This window comes from Saccharococcus sp. Marseille-Q5394 (assembly GCF_946901335.1).
In the GTDB taxonomy this organism is placed as follows: domain Bacteria; phylum Bacillota; class Bacilli; order Bacillales_A; family Planococcaceae; genus Sporosarcina; species Sporosarcina luteola_C.
Window position 1 is genome coordinate 128,774 of the sequence record NZ_CAMPPQ010000001.1, and the last position, 23,189, is coordinate 151,962.

A 23,189-nucleotide genomic window follows, 5' to 3' on the forward strand; every position below is an offset into this window, starting at 1 on the left:
TGCGGAGGAAAAGCGAATGATGCGTACAAGAGTTGAAATCTGTGGTATCGATACGTCCAATTTGCCCTTACTGTCGAACGAAGTGATGAAAGAAACGTTTATCCGGCTTCAAAGTGGTGACGAATCGGCAAGAGAAGAGCTTGTAATTGGAAATTTGCGGTTAGTTTTAAGTCTTGTTCAAAGGTTTGCTTATAGGGGGGAGCAAGCAGACGATCTATTTCAGGTTGGCTGCATCGGATTATTGAAGTCCATTGACAATTTTGATTTGAAACATAATGTCCGATTTTCAACATATGCCGTCCCGATGATCATCGGTGAGATCAAAAGACATTTGAGAGACCATCATGCCATTAGGGTATCCAGATCGCTCCGTGATATAGCTTATAAAGCAATCAGGGCAAAGGAACAATTCGTGAATGATCATCAGAAAGAGCCTAGAATATCCGATCTTGCAGAAGCGACGGGCATTCCTGAGGATGATATTTTATTTGCTCTGGACGCAATACAAGATCCGATGTCCCTCCATGAACCGATGAATGGCGACGGCGGTGATCCTGTTTATATTATGGATCAATTGCAGGATAAGAAAGTGTCGGAAGAGCGTTGGTTGACGTATGTGTCGGTTAAGGAGACTGTGTCGGGCATGACGGAAAGGCAGCAGCTTATTCTGTCCAAGCGATTCTACTTAGGGCAGACACAAACCGAAATTGCAAAAGAACTAGGCATTTCCCAAGCCCAAATTTCAAGACTTGAGAAAAATGCAATGCAAATTATTAGAGATGGCATGGAAAATAAATAATCAGTAATAAAGGGACTGTCTAGAATTCAGTAAAAACTGACACTAGCAGTCCCTTTTACTGTTGATTTCCGCTTCAGGCGGACGCTTTCCTGGGGGCGTGGCTTGAGCCAATCGAACCACGAAGAGTTCGATTTGCCTTAATTTCTGCGCTCTTTGCAGAAATTAAGGCATTCTACAATATCCTGCTCCCTTAGGGTCGCAAAAAACATTGCTAGCAACGCTCCGCTTGTGCTCGCAAACGCCGTTCTTCGTAACGGCGTTCGCTTATCCCCAAGGAGTCGCCGCCTTGCGCTACAGTCAACGGAGCTACTTTTAAGTTGTTGCGCATAAGCTATATAAACATAAAATTTATTATCTATACCCATTGTTTAAGGACATTCAATAACTTTGTAGCTGTTGTTTGGAGTGCCGGAACAGATGGCAATATCCCCTTTTATAGGGAAATATTTATTAACATTGGAGGGATAAGAATGCGTTTTTCGGAATTGCAGAAAAAAGAAGTGATTGAAGTGAAAAAGGGCTCGTTCCTTGGATTTGTACAGGACGCGACAATTGATATGAAAAACGGCAAAATTGACGTGCTGCAAATTGGTGGAGCAGAAAGATCCCTATTCTTGGAATCGAAAATGAAGGATTTAAAGCAAATTAAGTATGACGACGTCCTTACAATCGGCAAAGATATCGTATTAGTAGGGAAAAAGGCTGATAAATGAAGACTTATCATTGATATGTGTCCGGTCAATTGATACAATAAAGCAAAGTAAGCAGAAAGATAGTGATTTTATTGGACACACTTCAACAGCGTATGCAAAAAATAGAACAAGGAATACAAGCAGCCTGCGATCGTTCGGGAAGAAAACGTCAAGAAGTAACAGTCGTGGCGGTAACAAAGCAAGTATCTGCAAGCAGGGCACGCGAAGTCATCGAACTCGGCATTACGGATCTTGGTGAAAATCGGCCGGAAGGACTTCTAGCAAAGCAGGAAAGCATCCAATCCGAGAAGAACAACTGGCACTTCATCGGTAATGTGCAAAGCAGGAAAGTAAAAGATATTATTAACCAAGTCGATTATCTGCATTCACTGGATCGACTAAGCATCGCAAAAGAGATTCAAAAACGTGCATCTGCTCCGGTTGACTGCTTCGTACAAGTGAATGTATCCGGGGAAGAGTCCAAATCAGGTCTGCAGCCTGATGACTTGGAAGAATTCGTCCTTCAATTGGCCGATTACGATAAAATCCGTGTTGTTGGCTTGATGACCATGGCACCATTCACGCAAGATGAGGAATGGATTCGAACAACTTTCCGTTCGTTGCGAGACCTTCGTGACCAACTTGCCGAGAAAGAATTGGACCATGCACCATGCACACTATTATCCATGGGAATGTCAAATGATTATGCCGTTGCTATCGAAGAAGGTGCAACTCACGTTAGAATCGGAACCGCATTAGTCGGAACGGAGAGCGAGGGAGACGAATGAGCATAAAAAGACGATTTGAGAAATGGTTCTATCTTGATGAAGAAGAGGAATTTCAGCAGGAGAAGCCTGTCCGGGATCAACAGCCCGTGCAAGAACAACAGCCGAGAAGGGCGGTTGCTCGGAAGCCGCAAGTTGCGGAAACGCCACAGCAACCAGGAACGGTCGTCAGCTTACAGAGCATCCAGAAATCTTCGAAGGTTGTTCTTTTTGAACCGCGTGTCTACGCAGAAGCACAAGACATTTCGGAGCATTTAAAGAATAAAAGAGCCGTTGTCGTCAATTTGCAAAGGATCGAGCGTGATCAAGGGATCCGCATCGTCGATTTCCTGAGCGGAACCGTCTACGCACTTGGCGGGGATATTCAACGGATCGGCACTGACATTTTCTTATGCGTGCCTGAAAACGTAGAAGTGGCTGGTACCATTTCGGATTTTTTTGAAAGATAGAATTGGATGAGGTGTACAGATGGGACTAATAGAAATAATTACTTTGCTTTTTTCGATTATATTACGGGCGATAGATATATACTTGATACTCCTCATTGTTTATATATTGATGTCATGGGTGCCTGCATCACGTGAGACGAAATTCGGCATTTTCTTGGGGAAAATCACTGAACCTTATTTAGGGTTTTTCCGCAAGTTCATCCCGCCTCTAGGTATGATCGATATTTCACCGATCGTCGCAATATTCGTTTTGAATTATTTGGTTTCGAGCGGGGTACGAGAAGTATATCGATTGATCATTGCCTCACTCATGTGAGGTTTTTTCTATAAGGTTCGCTAAGGAGACGTTCAACATGGATTCGATCATACAACATTTCAGAAAAGAAGAGCAGCCGTTCATTGAAACGGTCGTCGGGTGGACGAGAGAAGTAGAGGATACATACTCTCCGAAGCTCACGGGCTTTCTCGATCCGAGGCAGATCTTCATTTTGAATACCATCGTCAGAAACACTGGTCTGCAATTCGGGGTCCATGGTGCATTCCCAGAGCCGGAAAGACAACGGGCATTGATTTACCCGGATTATTACGAACCGGAAAACGATGATTTCCAGGTGTCTATTTTTACGGTAAGGTATCCAGCGAAATTCATGACACTTGAGCACAAAGATATTTTAGGTTCCATTATGGCGCTGGGCATCGACCGTTCAAAATTCGGAGATATCCGTTTGGAAGGAGATGTCGCCCAATTCGCCGTCGCAGAGGAAATGAAGGATTATCTAATCGCCAATTTGACGTCAATCGGTAAATCCAAGGTGCGAGTGGAAGAGCTTGGTTCTTCCGATGAACTAATCGTACTGGCAGAATCATGGAAGGAAGAGCTCCACACGATCAGCTCACTGCGCCTTGACTCGATTGTCGCTTCATTAGTGAATTGTCCGCGTCAAAAAGCGGTCTCGCTCATCCAGAATGATAAAGTCAAAGTGAATCACGTCGTCCGCGATCAGCAAGCGTTTGAGGTGAATGAATCAGACATTCTATCAATCAGGGGGTCAGGCCGTTTTAAAATCATGTCGATAGAAGGACGGACACGAAAAGACAAAATACGGTTGTTGATTGGTAGGTTAGAATGATTTTTCAGACAACCGGTGGAAAAACTGCTGTCTTATCTGCTGAGGGCATGTATAATAGAGAATAGAAGATTTACTTGAAAGGGAGGAACAAAAGATGGCATTGTCACCACTCGATATACATAATAAAGAGTTCAGCCGTGGCTTCCGCGGATACGATGAAGATGAAGTAAACGAATTTCTAGAACAAATCATGAAGGATTATGAAAACGTGTTGGAAGAAAATAAGATGTTGAAAAACAGCTTAAATGATACGAAAGATAAAATATCCCATTTCAACTCAATCGAAGAGACTTTGCAGAAATCGATATTAATCGCCCAGGAAGCAGCCGAAGATGTTCGACGGAACTCTAAACAGGAATCGAAATTGATTGTTAAAGAGGCGGAGAAGAATGCTGACCGTATCGTTAATGAAGCACTGTCACGTGCCCGAAAAATTGCGATGGAAATAGAGGACTTGAAAAAACAATCGAAAGTGTTCAGAAACCGTTTCCGTATGTTGATTGAAGCGCAACTCGATATGATTAAGACAGACGACTGGGAAAAACTTCTTGAATACGAGCCGGACACAGAGCATTTGGAATCCGCAGCGGACATGGAATGACGCGGATGCTTGACATTCTATTCCCTTCACACATATAATAATGACATTATAAGCAGGAACAGGCGTTGAAAGAGAGAGTACTTTCCGATAATCATGTATAGCGAGCTGGGGGCGGTGGAAGCCTGGCCTGAAACGGAAACGAAAATCACTCTAGAGCCGGATTGACGAAAATCAATCCCGGAAGCACCCCGTTATGGTGTTCTGAGAGGCAGTATGGTTTAATCATGCTGCAACTAGGGTGGTAACGCGAGAATAATCCCTCGTCCCTTACATAGGGACGGGGTTTTTTTATTTCCAAAGGAGGAAACAGGATGGATTACAAAGACACATTGCTCATGCCGAAAACAGAATTTCCAATGCGTGGCAACTTGCCAAACAAAGAACCTGATATGCAAGCAAAATGGGAAGAAATGAACATCTATGAAAAAGTGCAAAAACGTACGGAAGGACGTCCTTTCTTCGTTCTTCACGACGGACCGCCATATGCGAATGGAGATTTGCACATGGGGCACGCACTTAACAAAGTGCTGAAAGACATGATTGTGCGTCATAAATCAATGACAGGTTTTCATGCACCTTACGTACCGGGCTGGGATACGCATGGTCTTCCGATTGAGCAAGCTCTTGTCAATAAAGGAGTCAATCGAAAAGAGCACTCTGTCGCCGAGTTCCGCAAAATGTGCGAGGAATATGCATACAGCCAAATCGATAGCCAACGTTCACAATTCAAACGGATTGGTGTACGCGGCAATTGGGAAAATCCATACATCACATTGAAGCCTGAATTTGAAGCTAGACAAATTCAGGTGTTCGGTGAAATGGCCAAGAAAGGCTATATTTACAAAGGCCTTAAGCCTGTCTACTGGTCGCCTTCAAGTGAGTCGGCGCTTGCCGAGGCGGAAATTGAATATAAGGATAAAAAATCCCCTTCCATCTACGTGGCGTTTCCGATCAAAGACGGTCTCGGTGTTGTCGATGAGGATGTCCGTATCGTCATCTGGACGACTACTCCTTGGACAATTCCTGCAAACCTTGGAATTTCGGTTCACCCGGAATTCGTTTATGCTGTCGTAAAAGTGGATGGGAATAAGTTTCTGTTGGCGAAGGATCTCGTCGAGTTTGTTGCGAAAGAGATCGGTTGGGAATCATATGAAGTTGTTACTGAGTTAAAAGGTTCGGATCTGGATCGAGTGGTTGCGCAGCACCCATTATACGATCGTGATTCTCTTGTCATGCTAGGGGAGCATGTAACTGCAGAGGCCGGTACCGGCTGCGTCCATACGGCTCCTGGTCACGGGGAAGACGACTTTTACGTTTCGAAGCAATATGGAATTGACGCTTTGTCCCCAATCAATGACCGAGGCGTCATGACAGATGAGGCTCCAGGCTTTGAAGGATTATTCTATGAAGATGCAAATAAAGAAGTGACGAAGAGATTGGATGAAGAAGGAGCTCTGTTGAAACTCTCCTTCATCACTCACTCGTATCCGCATGATTGGCGTACGAAGAAACCGGTCATTTTCCGTGCGACCGCTCAATGGTTTGCGTCCATCGAATCATTCCGTAGTGAATTGCTTGAAGCAATCCGAAATACGAAGTTCACTCCTTCATGGGGAGAAACACGATTGTACAATATGGTGCGTGACCGTGGTGACTGGTGTATTTCACGCCAACGTGTGTGGGGAGTTCCGATTCCTGTATTCTACGCGGAAAACGGAGAAGCTATCCTTACTGATGAGACGATTGCGCATGTTGCAAAGCTATTCAGAGAACACGGTTCAAATATCTGGTTTGAAAGGGAAGCGAAAGACCTGCTTCCGGAAGGCTTCAAGCATGAAGGCAGCCCGAACGGTCAATTCTCAAAAGAGACGGATATTATGGATGTCTGGTTCGATTCAGGATCTACACATCAAGGTGTGCTAGTGGAAAGAGACGATCTCGTCTATCCGGCTGATTTGTATTTGGAGGGCTCTGACCAATACCGCGGATGGTTCAACTCATCATTGACGACAAGTGTCGCCATCAATGGGATTGCTCCATACAAAGGATTATTAAGCCACGGGTTCACATTGGACGGAGAAGGTCGCAAAATGAGTAAATCCCTTGGCAACGTCATCGTGCCTTCAAAAGTGATGAATCAACTGGGTGCCGATATCCTTCGTCTATGGGTTTCTTCCGTCGACTATACTGCTGATGTACGTGTATCCGATTCGAATTTCAAACAAGTATCAGAAGTCTATCGTAAGATTCGTAATACGCTCCGCTTCCTACATGGGAACGTGGCAGATTTCAATCCGGCAGCAGACCGTGTCGCATTTGAAGATATGCGTCCAATCGATCAATACGTTTATGTAAAGCTCCAGGATCTAATCAAGGATGTCCTTGAAGCTTATGAGAAATACGAGTTTGCAGGCGTGTATCACGCAGTGAATAATTTCTGTACAGGTGAACTAAGCTCGTTCTATCTTGATATTGCAAAAGACGTCGTCTATATTGAAGGCGTCGATCATCCGCACCGCCGTGCGATGCAAACAGTCATGTACGATTCACTACTTGCCCTATTGAAGCTTTTGACGCCAATCATCCCGCATACGACGGATGAGCTTTGGGCATATCTAGAGCATGTCGAAGAGGAAAGCGTCCAACTGACAGACATGCCTCACGCAGAAGACCTTGGTGAGGAAGCGGACGCACTTCGCGAACGTTTCAGTCGATTGATGGTTGTGCGTGACGATGTACTGAAGGCGCTTGAAGAAGCACGAAATGCAAAAGTGATCGGTAAATCGCTCGAAGCGAAAATTACGGTCTCATTGCCAGAAAAGATGGCAGGCATTCTTGCAGCAGACGATATCGACTATGCACAGTTCTTCATTGTTTCCAAATTTGAAGAGAACGAAGAAGGCAAAATGCCGGAAGAAGCACTAAAACTTGACGCTGCCACAGTCCTTGTTGAAAAAGCGGACGGGGAAAAATGTGACCGCTGCTGGACGATTTCCGAATCGGTCGGCTCAGACGCAGAACACCCAGAGCTCTGCTCACGTTGTGCTGGCGTAGTGAAGAAGTACTATTCATAAATATTGGATTGGGAGCTTAGGGCGGCGATTCCAGCGAAAGCCGTTACGAAGAACGGCTTTTGCGAGCAGAAAGGCTACCTTAATTTCTGCAAAGAACGCATAAATACGGCAAATCGAACCCTTCGCTGTTCGATTGGAAAGCGTCCGCCTGAAGCGGAAATCCTTTTATTCTTAAACATTTTGGTAAAGGCTGTTTGCAACCGTGGCTAATCCATAGTTGCAACAGTCTTTTTCTTATCCACTGAATACACGCTAATTTCATAAATAAGATGACTTTGTGGTAAAATGAAGCAGATACTGTCGGACGGGGGTTTTTGGATTGATTCTATATTATGGATTGGCGCTTTTTTTAATATTGCTCGATCAACTGACAAAATGGCTTGTCGTACAAAACATGAACCTTGGGGAGCGGATCCCGATAGCGGAACCTTATTTGGCATTCCTGTCACACCGTAATAAAGGAGCGGCATGGGGAATGCTAGAAGGGCAGATGTGGTTATTTTATATTGTTACAATCCTAGTTGTCGGTGGCATCATTTATTTTTTCCACAAGGAAGCGAAAGGCAGCAAATTATTAGGAATCAGTCTGATGTTTTTATTAGGCGGAGCAATCGGAAATTTCATCGACCGATTATGGCGGAAGGAAGTTGTTGATTTCATTGATGTCCTCATCCCTGTCATCAATTATGACTTTCCAATCTTCAACGTAGCGGATGCTGCGTTGACGGTAGGGGTCGTCCTTATTATTATTCACGTCATTCTTGATGAAAAAAAGAACAAGAAAAAGGTGGCATAATGGAACCGTTTGAAATTGTAATAACAGAAGAGCACGGAAATGGCAGAATTGATAAAGTCCTATCGGATATCAACCCTGAGTGGTCCCGCACACAAATCCAGCAATGGGTGAAGGACGGGGCAGTTCTTGTCAATGATGGAACTGTAAAACAGAACTACAAAGTGAAAATTGGGGATATCATCGAAGTGACAGAGCCTGAACCCGTGGAACTCGATATAGTTGCGGAAGACCTCGATTTGGAAATCGTCTATGAGGATGCAGATGTCCTCGTCGTAAATAAGCCCCGCGGTATGGTTGTCCACCCGGCACCCGGGCATGCTACGGGCACTTTAGTGAATGGCTTGATGCACCAAGTGAAAGACCTTTCCGGGATTAACGGCGTTATGCGTCCCGGGATTGTCCACAGAATCGATAAAGATACTTCAGGTTTGCTGATGGTCGCTAAAAATGATCAGGCACATGTATCGCTTGTCGATCAGCTCGTCGATAAATCCGTGACGCGTATTTACACGGCGCTCGTTCACGGCCATATTCCTCATGATCAAGGAACAATTGACGCCCCAATTGGAAGGGACCAGAAAGATCGTCAAAGCATGACGGTTACGGATAAGGGAAAACATGCCATCACCCACTTCAAAGTATTAGAACGCTTTGGTGATTTTACGTTGGTGGAATGCCGACTGGAAACCGGAAGGACCCATCAAATACGTGTTCATATGAAGTATATCGGCTATCCGCTTGCCGGGGATCCGAAATATGGTCCGAAAAAAACAATCGACTTCAACGGACAGGCATTGCATGCTGGCACAATCGGCTTTAAGCACCCTCGCACCGGCGAATATTTGGAGTTTACACAACCTTTGCCGGAAGAGTTTAAAGCATTGATTGAAAAAATGCGCAAAGAAAAGCGTTGACAAACTGAAATTGGCCAACTATACTAATCAATGAAATGAATAGCGATACCTTTAAGATCAGTCCAGAGAGGCTGGGAAGGTTGCACGGAAGTACAGTAGGATAGCTGCGCGCTATTCTTCGGTACACTTCTTTCTGCACCTGTACCCTCCTGTCATCTGGCAGGAGGGTTTTTTTATGTTAATAAGGAGGAATTATTATGACGGAAAAAGCAATCATTCTTGACGAACAGGCAATATCACGTGCGGTGACCAGAATCGCATATGAAATTATCGAAAAGAATAAAGGAATCGATGGTTGTATTCTTGTAGGCATTAAAACCAGAGGGGCTGTGCTTGCAAAACGGCTTTCGGAAAGGATCAAGCAAATCGAAGGAAAACCGATCTTGACTGGTGAGTTGGATATTACGCTGTACAGAGATGATCTTCAACATAAACATGGAAACCATGAACCTCTTGTCCACCAAGTTGACATCAAGCACGACGTCGCTGATAAGAAAGTGATACTTGTCGATGATGTTCTTTACACAGGAAGAACAGTCAGAGCGGCGATGGATGCAGTCATCGATTTAGGAAGACCTTCTGCGATACAGCTTGCTGTCCTCGTTGACAGAGGTCATCGCGAATTGCCGATCCGCCCTGATTATGTCGGTAAAAATATTCCTACCTCGAATGATGAGCGGGTAGTAGTCAACGTCATCGAAGAGGATGGAACAGACGGCGTGACAATCCATACAAAATAAAAACAGGATAAGGATTGAAGGCGAAATGATGAATGACAACAAAGTGTTAGACGTACTCGATAAGCCGGCTCCCGGAAGATGGCTTGCACTCAGTTTGCAACATATGTTTGCAATGTTCGGAGCGACAATCCTTGTGCCGCAATTCGTAGGCTTAAGCCCAGCAATCGCTTTATTAACAAGTGGGCTTGCGACGCTCATCTTCGTCCTTGTTACGCAATTCAAGGTTCCCGCATACTTAGGTTCATCGTTCGCATTCATTGCGCCGATCCAAGTGGCGACAAGCACAGGCGGCATCGGAAGCGCAATGATCGGAAGCATGTTTGTCGCTCTCGTATATGCAATTGTATCACTCCTGATCTGGACGACGGGCTCAGGATGGATTATGAGATTCCTTCCGCCAGTCGTTGTCGGCCCTGTCATTATGGTTATCGGGTTAGCATTGGCACCGACGGCAGTGAGCATGGCGAGTACGATCCAAGTGGATGGCGAAGCGCAATACAATCTACTGCATTTCTCAGCCGCAATTGTCACATTGGCAGCTGCAATCATCTGCCTCATGTTCTTCAGAGGGGTAGTGAGTCTGATGCCTGTACTGATCGGAATAATAGTAGGTTACATATACTCAGCTTCGATCGGAATATTGGACTTCACAAAAGTACATGAAGCTGCATGGTTTGAAATACCGGAATTCCTTATTCCCGGAATAGATTATGAGTTTGTCATTACCCCGGCATTACTAGCAATCATGGTTCCGATATCAATCGTTACGATTTCGGAGCATATCGGTCACCAGCTTGTACTCGGCCGCGTCGTCAATAAAGATTTTATCAAAGATCCCGGTTTAAACCGGTCGCTTTTAGGAGATGGGATCGGGACACTCCTTAGTGGATTGCTTGGTGGTCCACCGAAAACAACATACGGTGAAAACATTGGCGTCATGGCAATCACACGTGTCTATAGCGTCTATGTCATCATCGGAGCAGCAGTCTTCGCGATATTGTTTTCCTTCATCGGAAAATTGATGGCGATTATTGCAACAATCCCTCAAGCGGTGCTTGGCGGAATCTCAATATTGCTGTTTGGAATCATTGCTTCGTCCGGGCTAAGGATGCTCGTTGATCATAAAGTTGATTTTGGACAGCAACGGAATCTCGTCATCGCCTCGGTCATTCTAGTAATTGGCATCGGGGGAGCCTCCATCCATATTAGTGAAACGTTCCAAGTAGGGGGAATGGCGCTGGCTGCAATCGTCGGAGTCATACTTAACTTGCTATTGCCGGGCAGGAAAAATGCTAGCTTGGCAGATAGTTCAACAAAATAGAAAGACCTTTTAACATTGTACTGAGAGACAAGGAAAGGTTCAGTTGACTAGTAGTCATTCAAGATGGATGACGATTGTTTAGTCATGCCCACTGGCCTTTCCATTTAACGGAAAGGCCATTTTTTATCCAAAACGGAAGGGGATTTTCTATATGAAAAACCTATTATCAATGAAAGATCTATCAATCGACGAAATTTCAGCTATTTTGGATCGTGCTGCAATGTTAAAAAGGTATGGGATCCGCGCATTACCTCAAAAATATATGGTTAGCAATCTATTCTTTGAGCCGAGCACTCGAACAAAAATGAGTTTTGAAGTAGCGGAGCGGAAATTGGGTCTTGAAACGATTCCTTTTGAAGCCGGTTCTTCAAGTGCGGTAAAGGGAGAGACGTTGTACGACACGCTTCGAACCCTTGAAGAAATCGGCTTGGATGCAGTCGTCATCAGACATCCTGAAGAGCGCTATTATGAAGACCTCGTTGGAAAAATGAATATGGCAATCATCAACGGCGGAGACGGTTCAGGACAACATCCAACACAATCATTGCTTGACTTGTTCACAATTAAAGAAACGCTCGGCGGTTTCAAAGGGCTTAATGTGCTTATCGCCGGTGACATTTCCCATAGTAGAGTTGCAAAGTCGAATGCGGATGCTCTTTCAATGCTTGGTGCGAATGTGAAATTTCTATGCCCCCCTGAGTGGGCAGGTGATTTTCCATACGTGAGTGACTGGGAAGAAGTGGTCTACACAAGCGATGTGGTCATGCTCCTAAGAGTTCAGCATGAAAGGCACGATGGCAAAATGAGATTCACAAAGGACGAATACCATACGAAATATGGACTGACAGTTGAACGGGAAAGGGAAATGAAGCCCGGATCAATTATCATGCATCCTGCACCGGTTAACCGGGATGTGGAAATAGCAGGAAGCCTTGTCGAATGCAGCAGATCAATGATTTACAAGCAAGTTGAAAATGGCGTCTATATACGTGCGGCTATCTTAGAAACGATTTTACAGAAGGAGGAATTGGCATGGGAAAGATCATCAAGAGTGCATATGTTTTAAATGAAATTGGAGAAAAGGTTTTAACAGATGTTAGGATTGCTGGAGGGAAGATAACCGAAATCGGAAAAGATTTACATGCAGGGGATTCGGAGGTCATTGACGGAAACGGACTCCTGTTGGCGCCGGGGTTCATCGATGTCCACGTCCATCTGCGGGAACCAGGCGGAGAGCATAAAGAAACGATTGAAACAGGGACGCTTGCCGCTGCTAAAGGCGGATACACGACGATTTGCGCAATGCCGAATACGAGACCGGTTCCTGACACGAAGGAAAACTTGTCCCTCGTCAACAGCTTGATTGCTGAAAAAGCGCATATTCGAGTCCTCCCTTACGCTTCCATCACAATTAGGGAAGCCGGGAAAGAACGGACGAATTTAAAAGAATTGAAGCAGAACGGAGCTTTCGCTTTCACAGATGACGGGGTTGGCGTCCAAGAAGCAGGCATGATGTACGAGGCAATGTTAGATGCGGCTGAGCTAGACATGCCGGTTGTCGCACATTGCGAAGACAATACACTGATATATGGTGGAGCAATGCATGAAGGAAAGAAGAACAAGGAGCTTGGACTCCCGGGTATCCCATCAATCGCTGAATCAGTCCATATCGCGCGCGATATACTGCTTGCTGAAGCAGCTGGCGCCCACTATCACGTCTGCCACGTCAGTACGAAAGAATCTGTACGGGTCATCCGTGATGCGAAAGAAGCCGGAATCCACGTAACTGCGGAAGTGAGTCCGCATCATCTGATTTTATGCGAGAATGATATCCCTTGTGACGATGCTGATTGGAAGATGAACCCACCACTTCGCGGAGTGGAGGACTTACATGCATTGCAAGAAGGGTTGATGGATGGCACTCTTGATTTCATAGCAACCGATCACGCACCCCACACAGCAGAAGAGAAAAATGCCGGTTTTGCAAAAGCGCCTTTCGGAATTACAGGATTTGAAACAGCATTCCCGCTTCTTTACACGCATTTTGTAAAAGAAGGGAAATGGTCACTAAAGCAGTTGATTGATTGGATGACTATCAAGCCTGCTGATGTATTCGGTCTTCCATACGGGAAAATAGAAGTCGGTGCGCTAGCGGATCTCGTTCTTCTTGATTTGAATAAAGAACAAGCAATTGATAGGGAGACATTTTTATCCAAAGGGAAAAACACCCCATTTGATGGCTGGAGGTGTGTTGGCTGGCCGGTGAAGACAATCTACGGAGGCAATATCGTCTGGCAGGATCAAATGGATGTGATAGCAAAACAGCAGGTGATACTATGATCATCCAAGATCGGATGAATGTGACGGGTCAAAGAGAAATTGCTAAGAATATATTTGAAATGAAACTGACAGGCAAGCTGGTAGGGGAAATCAATTCCCCTGGCCAGTTTGTCCATATCCGGGTCTCTGATTCATTCGAACCTTTGTTAAGAAGACCGATCTCTATCGCTTCCATCGATTATGAAGCAGGCGAAATGACAATCATTTATCGCGCGGAAGGTCGCGGCACTCAGCTGCTTTCCTTGAAAAAAGAAGGCGACGAAGTAGATGTGCTCGGTCCGCTAGGTAATGGTTTTCCAGTTGATGAAACATCACCTGGTGAAACCGCGGTACTCATTGGCGGTGGAATTGGGGTTCCCCCTTTATACGAATTATCGAAGCAACTGACTGCCAAAGGAGTTAATTGCATTCATGTACTAGGCTTCCAAACGGCAGATGTGTCCTTTTATGAAGAGGAATTCATGCGCCTAGGTGAGACATATATCGCAACGGTGGACGGAACAAAAGGAATGTCAGGTTTTGTAACTAATGTGATGGAGACGATTGGAGACGGATTCGCTACCTACTATAGCTGCGGACCGATGCCGATGCTGAATGCGGTTCAAACCGCTTACTCTGGCAAAAAAGGTTTCCTTTCATTCGAACAGCGTATGGGATGCGGAATAGGAGCTTGCTTCGCTTGTGTATGTGAAACGACTGATAAAACGGATAAAGAGTACATCAAAGTTTGTTCTGATGGACCAGTATTTCCGGCAGGGGTGGTGTCGATATGAATAGATTGGCAGTGGAATTGCCTGGTTTGCAGTTGAAAAATCCAATCATGCCGGCATCCGGCTGTTTCGGATTCGGTAGGGAATATGGGAATCTGTATGACTTATCAATGTTAGGCGCCATTATGATCAAAGCGACGACTCTTGATAAAAGATTCGGCAATCCGACTCCACGAGTCGCGGAGACGGCATCAGGCATGTTGAACGCTATCGGCTTGCAGAATCCCGGTTTGCAGGGCGTCATGGAAAATGAACTGCCTTGGCTGGAACAGTACGATGTTCCGATCATTGCGAATGTCGCAGGAACAGAAACTGCGGATTATGTAGAGGTGGCAAAAACAATTTCAACGGCTCCGAATGTAAGAGCGTTGGAATTGAACATATCATGCCCCAACGTCAAATGCGGCGGCATCACTTTTGGCACGGATCCACAGCAAGCACATGATCTGACGGCTGCCGTGAAAGAAGTGTCCGAAGTGCCGGTGTATGTCAAGCTGTCACCAAATGTCACGGACATCAAAGAAATTGCAAAAGCGGTCGAGGCCGGCGGAGCAGATGGCATTACGATGATCAATACGCTTGTCGGAATGAGGCTCGATCAAAAGACGGGAAGACCTATTATAGCTAATCTAACAGGTGGTTTATCCGGACCAGCTGTAAAGCCGGTCGCCATCAAAATGGTGTACGAAGTGAGCCAAGTCGTACAGATCCCGATCATCGGCATGGGCGGGATCGCTGAAACTGCCGACGTTATCGATTTTCTATCGGCAGGTGCGAGTGCAGTGGCAGTCGGTACGGCGAATTTCGTAAACCCATTCATTTGTCCGAAAATCATTGAAGGGCTTCCAGCGAAATTGGATGAGCTCGGTGTTGAACATATTTCTGAACTTGTAGGAAGGAGCCATCGGTTATGAAAAGATCCCCGATCATTGCGTTAGACTTTGATTCATCACAGAAGGTTTTCGACTTTCTACAACCATTCGAAAGCGACATCAATGTGAAAGTCGGCATGCAGCTTTACTACAAAGAGGGCCCTGCAATCATTTCTAAATTGAAAGAGAGCGGGTTCAATATATTCCTAGACTTAAAATTGCATGACATCCCAAATACAGTGAAATCTGCAATGGAAGTATTGGCAAGCTTAGGTGTGGACTTGGTCAATGTCCATGCTGCCGGCGGGAAGACGATGATGGAAGCTGCATTGGAAGGGCTTGATAAAGGGACTCTGTCGGGAATGAAGCGCCCTTCTATTATCGGTGTGACTCAATTGACGTCTACAGATGAACGTCAAATGAGGGAAGAACAACTTATCCATGATTCACTTCAAGAGTCCGTGCTTCATTACGCGAAGCTTACAAAGGATGCTGGATTGGATGGGGTCGTTTGCTCCGTACAAGAGGCTGCTATCATTTCAGAAGTATGCGGACCGGAATTCCTGAAAGTCACTCCTGGGATCCGTCTTCCGGAAAGCGGAACGCATGACCAGAAAAGGATTGCTACGCCAAAGGAAGCAAGGCAGGAAGGATCGACTCATATCGTAGTCGGTAGGGCGATTACAGGTGCATCGGATCCTCGTGTAGCATACGAACAAATTAATGCTAGATGGAGAGGGGTAGAGTGGGTTGGATAAGAAGGAAATTGCGAAAATTTTATTGAATGTAGGAGCGGTGGAATTAAGTCCGGAGGTTCCATTCACATGGGCATCGGGAATTCAATCACCGATCTATTGTGATAACCGGTTGACGATGTCCGATCCAGTAGGACGAAAACAAATTGCACAAGGGCTTGCCGGGTTAATTAAAACAAATTATCCTGAAACGACGCTTATTGCGGGAACGGCAACTGCCGGCATTCCACATGCGGCCTGGGTCGCTGATATTTTAGGCTTACCGATGGTGTATATCCGTTCAAAAGCGAAAGGGCATGGTCGAAGCCGCCAAATCGAGGGGAAAGTAGAACCTAAGGATAAAGCAGTCATCATTGAAGACTTGATTTCCACGGGAGGCAGCAGTCTGAATGCTGTTGAAGCGCTGCAATCTGAAGGAATCGAAGTTGCAGGGGTTGTCTCCATTTTTACATATGAACTCGAAAGTGCAGATAAAGCATTTAAAGAGGCAAACTTATCTTATGAGAGTTTGACGGATTTCGGAGCACTTTCTGAGATGGCGAAAGAAAGCGGTGCAATTACAACAGAGTCAATGGCTGGTTTACTGGAGTGGCATGGGAAATTGAAAGCTGGATTATTAGCTAAATAGTAAAAACGAAAAAGGATTGCCATCCTCGTTGGGATGGCAATCCTTTTTTCACTTCCTCAACTTCCTAACAACATCCTCATCAGGTGTGACAAACAACGTCTTCTGCTCAAAATAAATAACAAATCCAGGTTTCGAACCATTTGGTTTCTTAACATGACGGATTTCCGTAAAATCTACCGGAACAGACGACGAACCCCTCGCCTTACTGAAATAAGCCGAAAGAATCGCTGCTTCTTCAATCGTCTGCTCATCCGGATTCGAATCATGGATGACGACGTGCGATCCGGGAATGTCCTTCGTATGAAGCCATACATGATCCCTTGCAGCAATCTTGAACGTCAAATAATCATTTTGCTTGTTATTCTTACCGACCGAAATCGGAATGCCGGAAGATGATATATACGACTCAGGTGATGGCTTTTTCGGCTTCTGCTTTTTCTTGCCTCTTCTTGCGCGCATCAAACCTAACTCCGCCAATTCCTCACGAATTTCATCGATATCCTCAGGAGACGCTTGCATAACCTGCTGTTTAATCATCTCAAAATAATCGATGTCTTCTTTCGCTTTCTCCAACTGTTCCGCAATCATGATCAACGCATTTTTCGCCTTCGTGTAGCGGGAATAATAACGCTGCGCATTTTCAATCGGCGTCTTCCTCGGGTCAAGCGGAATCGTCACAGTCGTTCCTTCCTCATAGTAATTGTCGACGACAGCTTCTGTATCACCTTTATTGATAGCATAACTATTCGCTGTGAGCAGTTCACCATATAACTGGAACGTATCCAGTTTCTCGGCCGCATTCTGCTCTTTTTCCAACTTGTTCATCTTCAATTTCAACTTGGCGATTTCATTATCTAGCCAGCGTTCCAAATCGGCTGCCTGGGATTTCACCCGCTCCCGTTCTGCCCGAGCAAAATAGACCTTGTCAAGCAGTTCGCCGAGTGTAGTAAACGTCGCGACCGTTCGATCCGCATATGTCAATGTAGTTGCCGAAAAAATGGTCTTCGCACCGACTTCAGCGATCGTAGGTGTTTGAGTTCCCCCTTTGAATGAAGATAGGAAATTTTTATAGATGTTATATGCGTCCCTTTCTAATGCTTCTTTCAATCGATACAAAAGTTCTTCTCCATGAATCGGTGAAAAACCCGATAGTTTTCCAACAACCTGTTTGGCATTCTCCCATTCTGGCAATAATGCTAGGAGCTCCTTTTCATCTAAATCAAAAGGATCTAATTTCTCTTGGGGAGGTGCGGGAACATATGGCTGTCCCGGCATAACCGTCCGGTAACTGTTCACGGAAGGCGGCAAATGCTTCATGCTGTCGATGATCATATTCCGCTCCGGGTCAATTAACAGCATATTGCTATGCCTGCCCATGATTTCTACAATTAATCGGCGGTGGATATCATCACCTATTTCATTTTTCGCCCGGATGTCAAATGAGATAATTCGGTCATTTCCAGATTGCTGGATTGATTGGATCATGCCGCCTTCGAGATGCTTCCTCAATACCATGCAAAACATCGGTGGCTCAGAAGGATTTACAATCGTTTCATCAGTCAATTGAACGCGGGAATAAGATGGATGAGTAGAAATAAGAAGTTTATAATTGCTTCTTCCTGCCCGAACCATCAAGACAACTTCTTGTGTGTTCGGCTGATGTATTTTTGAAATCCGTCCGTCTTTAATTTGTTGCAGCTCTTGAGTAATCGCTGCGGTGAATAAACCGTCAAATGCCATAATAATTCCTCTTTCAAACGTTTTGTACCATTTTAGCACTCTCTGGGTGCGATATGTTATAATATGAGAAGATTGTTTGCTATGATGAATGGAACAATAGAAGGTAGAGAATACATAAGAAGAGGGATTGCATGTACAAACAACGTGGACTGTTGATTGTCCTGTCCGGACCATCCGGTGTCGGGAAAGGGACGGTCAGAAAAGAGCTATTTCAACAACCTGACACGAATTATGAATATTCGATATCGATGACGACGAGAAGCCCCCGAGAAGGCGAACAGGACGGCGTCGATTACTTTTTTAAATCACGCAATGAGTTCGAGCAATTGATAAACGAAGGAAAATTATTGGAGTACGCCGAGTATGTAGGCAATTATTACGGCACCCCTCTGGATTACGTGAATGAAACGCTTGACGCCGGAAGGGATGTATTCCTGGAAATTGAAGTTGTCGGTGCGGCACAAGTCCGTAAATTAGTTCCCGATGGATTATTCATTTTCCTTGCCCCACCGAGTCTGTCCGAGCTTGAAGATCGTTTGATCGGTAGAGGGACGGAACAGGCCGATGTCATTGCAAGCAGAGTATTGAAAGCGCGTGAAGAGCTTGAAATGATGAACTTGTATGACTATGTAGTTGAAAATGATGAAGTGTCGAAGGCATGCGATCGCATCAATGCCATCGTGACGGCTGAACATTGCCGACGGGAACGTGTTGAAAAAAGATACTTACTTATGTTGGAAGGGGAATAATTTATGTTATATCCATCAGTTGACTCGTTAAAGGGTAAAATCGATTCAAAATACACACTTGTGACACTTGCCGCTAAGCGTGCGCGTGAAATGCAGGAGACCAAGAATATGTTGCTGCCATCCTATACTTCATATAAGAATGTAGGGAAAGCTTTGGAAGAGATTTCCGCAGGCGCATTATCAAAACAAGTTCAAGACGCTTCCATTGTATACGAAGACGAAGTATGATCAACGCTCACTAAGTTGACGCATTTAAATAGGTCTGCATACTCCCTTAGAAACAGAATTTCTTTGGGAGTTTGTCATTTTTAATTAGCATTTTTCAGAAGTCGATTGTCCTTTTATGGACAAATTGTACATACTCGTAGAAGTAGAGAAAGGGTGGGGCTGTTGGTAACTAAAAAAATACTTGTCTGTGTGACTGGTGGAATTGCCGTTTATAAGGCAGTCGCTTTTGTAAGCAAATTAACGCAAGCCGGGGCAGAAGTGAAAGTGATGATGACTGCTTCGGCAATGGAATTCGTGACACCGCTTTCTTTTCAGGTTTTGTCACGGAATGATGTTTACTTTGACACCTTTGATGAAAAAGACTCAAGTGTCATTGCTCACATCGATCTGGCTGATTGGGCCGATCTTGTCATAGTTGCGCCGGCAACTGCAAATGTAATCGGCAAACTCGCGAACGGAATTGCGGATAATATGGTCACGACAACCCTTCTCGCGACAACTGCGGAAGTTTGGATTGCTCCGGCGATGAATGTACATATGTATGAAAACAAGTCGGTCATCCGAAACATCGGACAGCTCCATGAGGACGGTTACCGTTTCATTGAACCTTCAGAAGGATTCTTAGCATGCGGCTATGTCGGTAAAGGCAGACTCGAGGAGCCTGAAAAAATTGTCCAACTGATCAAGGAGAGGTTTTCGCAACCTGAAAATCAGCCTCTTGCAGGGAAAAAGGTGGTTGTTACGGCGGGACCGACCCGGGAACGGATTGACCCTGTGCGTTACATTTCGAACTTTTCGAGCGGCAAGATGGGATATGCACTAGCGGAAGCTGCTGTGTCGTTAGGTGCTGAAACAATATTGGTTTCAGGTCCTGTTGAGTTGCCAAAGCCTAATGGCGTGCAGCTCATCAACGTGGAAAGTGCTGCACAAATGCTTGACGCTGTGTTAACTAAATTCGACGATGCGGATATGGTTATAAAATCGGCAGCAGTTGCAGATTATCGCCCAAAAGAGCAATTTACACAAAAGATGAAGAAGCAGGATGGCGATTCATCCATTGAACTCGAACGTACAACCGATATTCTCAAGACGCTCGGGGAAAGAAAAACGGGACAAGTACTTGTCGGATTTGCGGCAGAGACGAATGATGCAATCGAGTATGGCATGAAAAAGCTGTCCACTAAAAACTTGGACTATATCATTGTAAATGATGTGACAGATCCCGATGGCGGCTTCGGCAACGATACGAATGTTGTCACATTACTATCAAGAAAGGGGAAGACATATCCTTTCGAAGCAATGCATAAAAAAGAACTGGCACAAGTGCTCTTGAGGACGATTCTGGAATTGGAGAGTGACGTTGTAAATGATAGCTGAAGTCATCGTCGATGTATCGGCATATCCAATCGATCGTCCCTTTGACTACGCCGTGCCCGAACATCTGGAGACGGTGATTGAATGCGGGTCCCGTGTTAAAGTCCCATTCGGACCGAGGAAAGTGATCGGCTATGTCACCGGCCTGAAATCAGAAAGTGATCTCGAAGAGCATAAGTTGAAGAAGATTGACGAACTGATCGACTTGGATCCTGTTCTTTCTCAGGAGTTGTTGGGCTTGGCTAAAAAAGTGGCGAGAGAAACACTGTCCTATGAAATCGATGCGCTGCAAGTGATGCTGCCTGCAGCGATGCGTGCGAAATACGAAAAATTCATCAGTATCGAAAGACCAGATGAAATCGATGATGCAAGGGTTTTATCAGTACTGAATGGACGTACCCGCATTCCTTTGAAGCAGGTTACTGATTCCGCTCTATTGAAGTTGGTCAAAGATTATTCGGAAAAAGGAATCGTTTCCGTCGACACGGCGATTAGCCAGCAAACGGGAGTGAAAAAAGTACGTGTAATCCATATTGGGGATTCAGACACATTATCCGAATTACTGCTCACCATCCATCCGAATGCGAAGAAACAAGCAGAATTGATCAGGTGGATGTTAAATCATGCAGGGAAGTCGATTGAGGCTGCGAAACTGATGAATGAATCTGGCATCCAAAACTCGGTTCTCAAAGCCGTCATTGAAAAAGGCGGTGCTACAGAAGCGTATGTCGAAACGTATCGTGAGCCGGATGCCCCGAAGCTTCAGGATACGCCCATGCCCCTTCGGCTGACAGAGGAACAACACACGGCACTCGAGAAAGTGAAAGTGGCCGCAGATTCGGGTAATGCTGAAACATTCCTGTTGCATGGCATAACGGGAAGCGGAAAAACCGAAGTCTATTTACAAGCGATCAAACACGTACTGGATAAAGGGAAGGAAGCGATCGTCCTCGTTCCTGAGATTTCATTGACGCCTCAAATGACCGCCCGATTCCAAGAGCGGTTTGGCGAACTAGTTGCAGTCATGCATAGCGGGTTATCGGCAGGTGAGAAATATGATGAATGGAGAAAAATCCACCGACGGGAAGTGAAAGTTGTCGTCGGGGCAAGATCTGCGATTTTCGCTCCATTTGAAAACATAGGAATTATCATCCTGGATGAAGAGCACGAATCGACTTATAAACAGGAGGATACCCCGAGGTACCATGCAAGGGACGTTGCCATCTGGCGTTCAGAGTATTTCGGTTGCCCCGTCATCCTAGGCAGCGCGACACCCTCTCTCGAATCGTACGCCCGAGCATCGAAAGGTGTCTATACACTTTTGGAGTTGTCGAAGAGGGCGAAGAACCAACCATTACCAACCGTCACGGTCGTCGATATGAGGGAAGAATTGAAGGAAGGAAACAGGTCGATGTTTTCCGTACAATTGGCGGAGGCCATTCGACTTCGCTTGGAAAAGAAAGAGCAAACGGTCCTATTTCTCAATAAAAGAGGATTCTCTTCATTCGTATTGTGCAGGGATTGCGGGACGGTCGTCCAATGCCCGAACTGCGATATCTCATTGACCTATCATCGTGCAAATGAAAGTCTGAAGTGTCATTATTGCGGTCATGAGGAACCAGTTCCGCTCGTTTGTCCGGAATGTGAAAGTGAACATATCCGGTTTTTCGGAACAGGCACACAAAAGGCCGAAGAAGAAATTTCAAAGCTATTCCCAGAAGCGCGAGTATTGCGGATGGATGTAGACACAACACGGCAAAAGGGAGCACACGAACGCATACTCCGCCAATTCAGCGAAGGGAAGGCGGATATCCTGCTTGGCACCCAAATGATTGCAAAAGGGCTCGATTTCCCGAATATTACCTTAGTCGGAGTGCTGGCAGCGGATACGACTTTGCATTTGGCGGATTTCCGGGCAGCGGAAAAAACATTCCAATTGATGACGCAAGTTAGTGGACGAGCAGGTAGGCATGAATTGGCCGGTGAAGTATTCATTCAGACATATTCACCGGAACATTATGCGATTGAACTCGCAAAGACCCAACATTACGAGCCGTTTTACAATCTGGAGATGTCGGCACGCAAACAATACGGGTATCCTCCTTTCTTTTTTATAACGCTTGTACAGTTTTCACATGAGGATTTGTTAAAAGTTGCAGATTTTGCGGAAAAGGGGACGCGCTATTTGAAAAGTTCGTTGTCGCCTGATACCGTCATCATCGGACCTGCGGCAGCTGCAATTAGTCGTGTGAACAATAGATATCGGTACCAATGTTTGATAAAATACAAAAAAGAGCCGAAGTTGATTGAAACGCTTCAGCAATTGATCAGAATGTATCGGACGAACTGGATGAAGGAAGGTCTGCTCATGTCAGTGGATGTGGATCCGACTTCAATTTTTTAATCAGTACGGACGAGTTGGAAAAGAGGAA

At 45.3% G+C, this 23,189-nt stretch carries 23 protein-coding genes and 1 other annotated feature; of the genes, 22 read left to right on the forward strand and 1 reads right to left on the reverse strand.

All coding sequences use genetic code 11. The annotated features are described in order from the left end of the window. Positions 1–16: 16 nt before the first annotated feature. The 18 genes from sigG (at position 17) to pyrE (ending at position 16,666) form a co-directional block, all read left to right on the forward strand. Positions 17–799 (forward strand): RNA polymerase sporulation sigma factor SigG, encoded by a 783-nt coding sequence (gene sigG, locus OC538_RS00615; protein WP_251694878.1) that lies wholly within the window; start codon positions 17–19, stop codon positions 797–799. Between the two features lie 470 nt (positions 800–1,269). After that, positions 1,270–1,512, forward strand: a complete 243-nt coding sequence (locus OC538_RS00620; RefSeq protein ID WP_251694877.1) for a PRC-barrel domain-containing protein — start codon at positions 1,270–1,272, stop codon at positions 1,510–1,512. Between the two features lie 92 nt (positions 1,513–1,604). Beyond that, entirely contained in the window at positions 1,605–2,279 is a 675-nt protein-coding gene (locus OC538_RS00625; RefSeq protein ID WP_251695303.1) for a YggS family pyridoxal phosphate-dependent enzyme, read from the forward strand. Then, on the forward strand, positions 2,276–2,725 hold the full coding sequence (locus OC538_RS00630; protein WP_251694876.1) for a cell division protein SepF: 450 nt from the start codon (positions 2,276–2,278) through the stop codon (positions 2,723–2,725). The genes OC538_RS00625 and OC538_RS00630 overlap by 4 nt, the downstream gene beginning before the upstream one ends. Positions 2,726–2,744: 19 nt before the next feature. Beyond that, on the forward strand, positions 2,745–3,041 hold the full coding sequence (locus OC538_RS00635; RefSeq protein WP_251694875.1) for a YggT family protein: 297 nt from the start codon (positions 2,745–2,747) through the stop codon (positions 3,039–3,041). A 37-nt stretch (positions 3,042–3,078) separates the two neighbouring features. Then, the gene (locus OC538_RS00640) at positions 3,079–3,855 is read left to right on the forward strand and encodes an RNA-binding protein (RefSeq protein ID WP_262172869.1); all 777 of its coding nucleotides are present in this window, start codon (positions 3,079–3,081) and stop codon (positions 3,853–3,855) included. A 94-nt stretch (positions 3,856–3,949) separates the two neighbouring features. Further along, positions 3,950–4,456, forward strand: coding sequence for a DivIVA domain-containing protein (locus tag OC538_RS00645; protein ID WP_251694873.1), 507 nt, complete (start codon positions 3,950–3,952; stop codon positions 4,454–4,456). Between the two features lie 56 nt (positions 4,457–4,512). After that, positions 4,513–4,727: a binding site (T-box leader), on the forward strand. A 40-nt stretch (positions 4,728–4,767) separates the two neighbouring features. Continuing rightward, complete coding sequence (ileS, locus tag OC538_RS00650; RefSeq protein WP_251694872.1) at positions 4,768–7,530, forward strand: isoleucine--tRNA ligase; 2,763 nt, start codon at positions 4,768–4,770, stop codon at positions 7,528–7,530. A gap of 319 nt (positions 7,531–7,849) precedes the next feature. Beyond that, the gene (gene lspA, locus OC538_RS00655; protein WP_285847010.1) at positions 7,850–8,326 is read left to right on the forward strand and encodes a signal peptidase II; all 477 of its coding nucleotides are present in this window, start codon (positions 7,850–7,852) and stop codon (positions 8,324–8,326) included. Then, on the forward strand, positions 8,326–9,240 hold the full coding sequence (locus tag OC538_RS00660; RefSeq protein WP_251694871.1) for an RluA family pseudouridine synthase: 915 nt from the start codon (positions 8,326–8,328) through the stop codon (positions 9,238–9,240). Before lspA ends, OC538_RS00660 begins: the two co-directional genes overlap by 1 nt. A gap of 197 nt (positions 9,241–9,437) precedes the next feature. Next, positions 9,438–9,980: a bifunctional pyr operon transcriptional regulator/uracil phosphoribosyltransferase PyrR gene (pyrR, locus tag OC538_RS00665; RefSeq protein WP_251694870.1), complete on the forward strand. Its 543-nt coding sequence runs from the start codon at positions 9,438–9,440 to the stop codon at positions 9,978–9,980. A 25-nt stretch (positions 9,981–10,005) separates the two neighbouring features. Then, the gene (locus tag OC538_RS00670; protein ID WP_316044259.1) at positions 10,006–11,301 is read left to right on the forward strand and encodes a uracil-xanthine permease family protein; all 1,296 of its coding nucleotides are present in this window, start codon (positions 10,006–10,008) and stop codon (positions 11,299–11,301) included. Between the two features lie 151 nt (positions 11,302–11,452). Further along, complete coding sequence (locus OC538_RS00675) at positions 11,453–12,367, forward strand: aspartate carbamoyltransferase catalytic subunit (protein WP_251694868.1); 915 nt, start codon at positions 11,453–11,455, stop codon at positions 12,365–12,367. Further along, complete coding sequence (locus OC538_RS00680; RefSeq protein WP_251694867.1) at positions 12,334–13,641, forward strand: dihydroorotase; 1,308 nt, start codon at positions 12,334–12,336, stop codon at positions 13,639–13,641. The genes OC538_RS00675 and OC538_RS00680 overlap by 34 nt, the downstream gene beginning before the upstream one ends. After that, positions 13,638–14,414, forward strand: a complete 777-nt coding sequence (locus OC538_RS00685) for a dihydroorotate dehydrogenase electron transfer subunit (RefSeq protein WP_262172870.1) — start codon at positions 13,638–13,640, stop codon at positions 14,412–14,414. Before OC538_RS00680 ends, OC538_RS00685 begins: the two co-directional genes overlap by 4 nt. Beyond that, a complete protein-coding gene (locus OC538_RS00690; RefSeq protein ID WP_262172873.1) occupies positions 14,411–15,325 on the forward strand; it encodes a dihydroorotate dehydrogenase in 915 nt (304 codons plus the stop codon). Before OC538_RS00685 ends, OC538_RS00690 begins: the two co-directional genes overlap by 4 nt. Then, entirely contained in the window at positions 15,322–16,041 is a 720-nt protein-coding gene (gene pyrF / locus OC538_RS00695; RefSeq protein WP_262172875.1) for an orotidine-5'-phosphate decarboxylase, read from the forward strand. The genes OC538_RS00690 and pyrF overlap by 4 nt, the downstream gene beginning before the upstream one ends. Continuing rightward, entirely contained in the window at positions 16,034–16,666 is a 633-nt protein-coding gene (gene pyrE, locus OC538_RS00700) for an orotate phosphoribosyltransferase (RefSeq protein ID WP_262172878.1), read from the forward strand. The genes pyrF and pyrE overlap by 8 nt, the downstream gene beginning before the upstream one ends. 48 nt (positions 16,667–16,714) lie before the next feature. On the opposite strand, the gene OC538_RS00705 is transcribed toward pyrE, so the two are convergent. After that, complete coding sequence (locus OC538_RS00705) at positions 16,715–18,406, reverse strand: NFACT family protein (protein ID WP_262172879.1); 1,692 nt, start codon at positions 18,404–18,406, stop codon at positions 16,715–16,717. Positions 18,407–18,537: 131 nt separating this feature from the next. On the opposite strand from OC538_RS00705, the gene gmk reads away from it, so the two are divergent. The 4 genes from gmk to priA all read left to right on the forward strand — a co-directional run bounded on the left by gmk (position 18,538) and on the right by priA (position 23,161). Then, complete coding sequence (gene gmk, locus OC538_RS00710) at positions 18,538–19,155, forward strand: guanylate kinase (RefSeq protein ID WP_251694861.1); 618 nt, start codon at positions 18,538–18,540, stop codon at positions 19,153–19,155. 3 nt (positions 19,156–19,158) lie between these two features. Next, entirely contained in the window at positions 19,159–19,383 is a 225-nt protein-coding gene (gene rpoZ, locus OC538_RS00715) for a DNA-directed RNA polymerase subunit omega (protein ID WP_251694860.1), read from the forward strand. Between the two features lie 159 nt (positions 19,384–19,542). Beyond that, entirely contained in the window at positions 19,543–20,760 is a 1,218-nt protein-coding gene (coaBC, locus tag OC538_RS00720; RefSeq protein ID WP_262175046.1) for a bifunctional phosphopantothenoylcysteine decarboxylase/phosphopantothenate--cysteine ligase CoaBC, read from the forward strand. Next, on the forward strand, positions 20,750–23,161 hold the full coding sequence (priA, locus tag OC538_RS00725; RefSeq protein ID WP_262172882.1) for a primosomal protein N': 2,412 nt from the start codon (positions 20,750–20,752) through the stop codon (positions 23,159–23,161). Before coaBC ends, priA begins: the two co-directional genes overlap by 11 nt. Positions 23,162–23,189 lie beyond the last annotated feature (28 nt).